Annotated in this window: 2 protein-coding genes and 1 pseudogene; all 3 read right to left on the bottom strand. The window is 76.9% G+C overall.

Features of this window, described 5'->3' with window-relative positions; all coding sequences use genetic code 11:
* Window positions 1-586 (bottom strand): annotated as a pseudogene (locus IDM29_RS16130) (hypothetical protein); the annotation flags it as partial.
* 21 nt (window positions 587-607) lie between these two features.
* The gene (locus IDM29_RS16125; RefSeq protein WP_182112463.1) at window positions 608-1,597 is read right to left on the bottom strand and encodes a glutamate ABC transporter substrate-binding protein; all 990 of its coding nucleotides are present in this window, start codon (window positions 1,595-1,597) and stop codon (window positions 608-610) included.
* Window positions 1,594-2,896, bottom strand: a 1,303-nt coding sequence (locus IDM29_RS16120; protein WP_188037785.1) for a hypothetical protein, incomplete at its 5' end; no start/stop codon positions are given. The genes IDM29_RS16120 and IDM29_RS16125, both read right to left, overlap by 4 nt.

The following is a 2,896-nucleotide window of genomic DNA, read 5'->3' as shown; positions in this document are numbered from 1 at the left end:
GGGCGCGCGCCGTGACGTCGTCGACCCGCTCCGAGAGCCGCCCGAGCACGGCGGTCGCCTCGGTGCGGGCGCGGCCCGCGGGTGCGGCCGCGACGAGGTCCCGGATCCGCTCGACGCTCGCGCGGAGCGCCGCGAGGTGCCCGGCGAGGTCGGCGGACACGGTCTCGAGCGCGAGCCGGCGGCGCAGCTGGGCGGTCACGGCGTCGGACAGGCGGCACGCCTCGGGCAGGGACACCCCCGTGGTCGCGGGCGCGGCGCCGCCCGTGGCGACCACGGCGGCGTCGGACCGGCCCCAGATCATCGCGCTGAGGCGGGCGAGCTCGACCCTGCCGACGCGCCCGCCGTCCCACACGCGCACGAGCTCGTCGTGGCGCGTGGCCACGGACTGCCACAGGGCCATCGCGAGCGTGACGTCACCCGTGAGGTCGTCGGTGGAGGCGAGCGCCGCCCGGTCCAGCGCGTCGAGCTCGGACCGGCGCGCGTCGCGCCACGCCGCGAGCCGCTCGAGGTAGCCCGCCATGGCGGTGGGCGCGACCGGGCGACCCCACGCGGCGGGCGCGTCGGGCGCGACGGGCGGCGCGCTCACGGTGTCACCGGCTCGCACGCGTCATCGTCCGTACACCGACGCCGGGGGCGCGGGGGCGGCGCCGAGGGCGTCGGCGAGCCACCGGTCGTACGACGCCGTCCAGGTGCCGTCGGCCTTCGCCTGGTCCAGCACGGCGTTGACGAAGCGCACGAGGTCGACGTCGTCCGCGTTCATGCCCAGGCCGTAGTGCTCGGCGGTGAACGCCTCGCCGACGACCTTGGCGTAGGGGTCCTGCGCGACGAGTCCGGCCAGGACGGTGTCGTCACCCGTGATGGCGTCGACCTCGCCCTGCTGGAAGCGCACCAGGCAGTCGGTGTGGGTGGCCGCCGGCACGGCCTCGACCTGCTCGAACTCCTCGAGCTTGGCGAGGCTCGTCGAGCCCGCGGGAGCGCACACGCGCTGGCCGGCCAGGTCGTCCAGCGACATCGCGGTCGACTCGAGCGGCACGAGGAGCTTCTGGCCCGAGCGGTAGTACTCGGCGGAGAACGCGATCTCCTCCCACCTGTCGCACGTGATGCTCAGGTTGCGCGCCACGAGGTGCACGGTGCCGTCCTGGAGCAGCGGCAGGCGCTGGGCGGCCGTGATGACCCGCAGCTCGAGGCGGTCGGCACTGCCCGTGACCGCCTCGGCGACCAGCCGGGCCATGTCGATGTCGAAGCCCTGGATCTGGCCCGAGATCGGGTCGCGCGCACCCAGCAGGAGCGAGTCGGCCGAGACCCCGACGACCAGGCGGCCGGAGTCACGGATCTCCGCCATCGTCGACCCGTCGGGCACCTGGCCGGGCGGGGGCGGGGGCCCCTGCGGGGCGTAGGACATGAGCGGGTCGGCGCACTGCGCGGGCTCGGCGGCGGCCGGGGGGTCGGCCGGCGCCGTCGGCTCGGGGGTCGGCACCGCCGTCTCCGGGTACGCCCCGGACGTGCAGCCCGTCAGCACGGTCGCGGCCGCCACCGCGAGCGCGGCGACGGCGCGGCGGATCGTGACGCCGCGGGTTCCTCGGGTGGTCGCGCTCACCGGTACTCCTCGATCCGTCGGGCGAAGCCGGTCCAGGACAGCCCGGCCACCGCGAGCCCGGCGAGGGCGGCGAGCCACACGGCGAGGCCGAGCCCGCTGCGCGCCTCCGCCAGGGTGTCCGACGTCCCCTGCGAGGCCTCCGCGAGCGCGTCGGCCGTCCGGGCGTCGAACGCGGCGAAGGTCGCGTTGACGGAGTCCTCGGCGTCGCTCGTCGCGTCCTCGACGGCGAGGTCCCACTCACCCGCGGCGTCGGCGTCGCGCACCAGGTAGTGGCTGGTGGCGTAGGTGTCCCACGCGGACCGGAGGTCCTCCGCGCCGGCGACGTGCGCGTCGCGCAGGGTGTCGAGCGTGATGGCGCTCGACGCCTCCCACGCCTCGTCGAACGCGGCGCCGGACCCGCGCGAGATGAGCGTGAGGCTCTCGTTCGCCTTGGCGTCGTAGGCCGCGAGGCGCGCGCGGGACAGGGCGCTGGCGGCCGCGAAGTCCCCGACGCGCGTGCGGTCGACGGCCGTGGACACCGAGCCCAGGGTCACGGTGGACCCGACGAGCAGCACGAGCAGCACCACGCCCGCCCCGACGAGCCGCAGGTTGAGGTAGCGGTGCGTGCGGCGCGCGAGCCACACCGAGGCGGCGACGACGGCGCCGAGGGCCAGCAGCGAGACCAGGACCACCGGGATCCAGGCCGCCCGGGCGGCACCGAACTCCGAGCTCACGCGGTCCTCGTTGGCCTCGATCAGCGCGGCGAGGACCGGCAGCGCGTCAGCGCGCAGCGTGGCGCTGGCGTTGCGCAGGTACTGCGCCCCCACCGGCAGGCCCTGGCGGTTCGCGGCCCGGGCCTGCTCGACGTCGGCGGCGTAGTCGAGCATCGCCACGTTCAGGGCCGCGAGGGCGGTGCCGTCGGCCGGCTGCGCGCGCGCGGCCTGCGCCACCAGCTCGGCGGCGGTCGTCATCGCGTCGTCGTAGACCGCGCGCCGGTCCGGCGGCTCGAGCCCGCCCACGAGGAAGGCGTTGGTCGCGCTCGCGTCGGCGCTGACGAGCCGGGTCTGCAGCTCCTGGAGGCGGACCAGCTGGGCCGCGTTGGCGTCGGCGCGCTCGAGCGCCGCGTCCGCGTTGCTGAACGACCAGGCGCCGACGAGCCCGACGAGCACTCCCACGGCGACCAGCCCGAGGGCGACGAGCCGCATCCGGCGGGGCGTCGGGCGGCCGGTGGGCAGGGGGACCGAGGTGCCCGGCACGGTGGCGACGGCCGTGCCGGTGCCGCCCGTGGTGCTCAGCGCGGCGCCGGTCGCGCGGGCGCCC

The organism is Actinotalea sp. JY-7885 (assembly GCF_014525465.1).
In the GTDB taxonomy this organism is placed as follows: domain Bacteria; phylum Actinomycetota; class Actinomycetes; order Actinomycetales; family Cellulomonadaceae; genus Actinotalea.
This window is presented reverse-complemented; position numbering and strand designations above follow the sequence as displayed.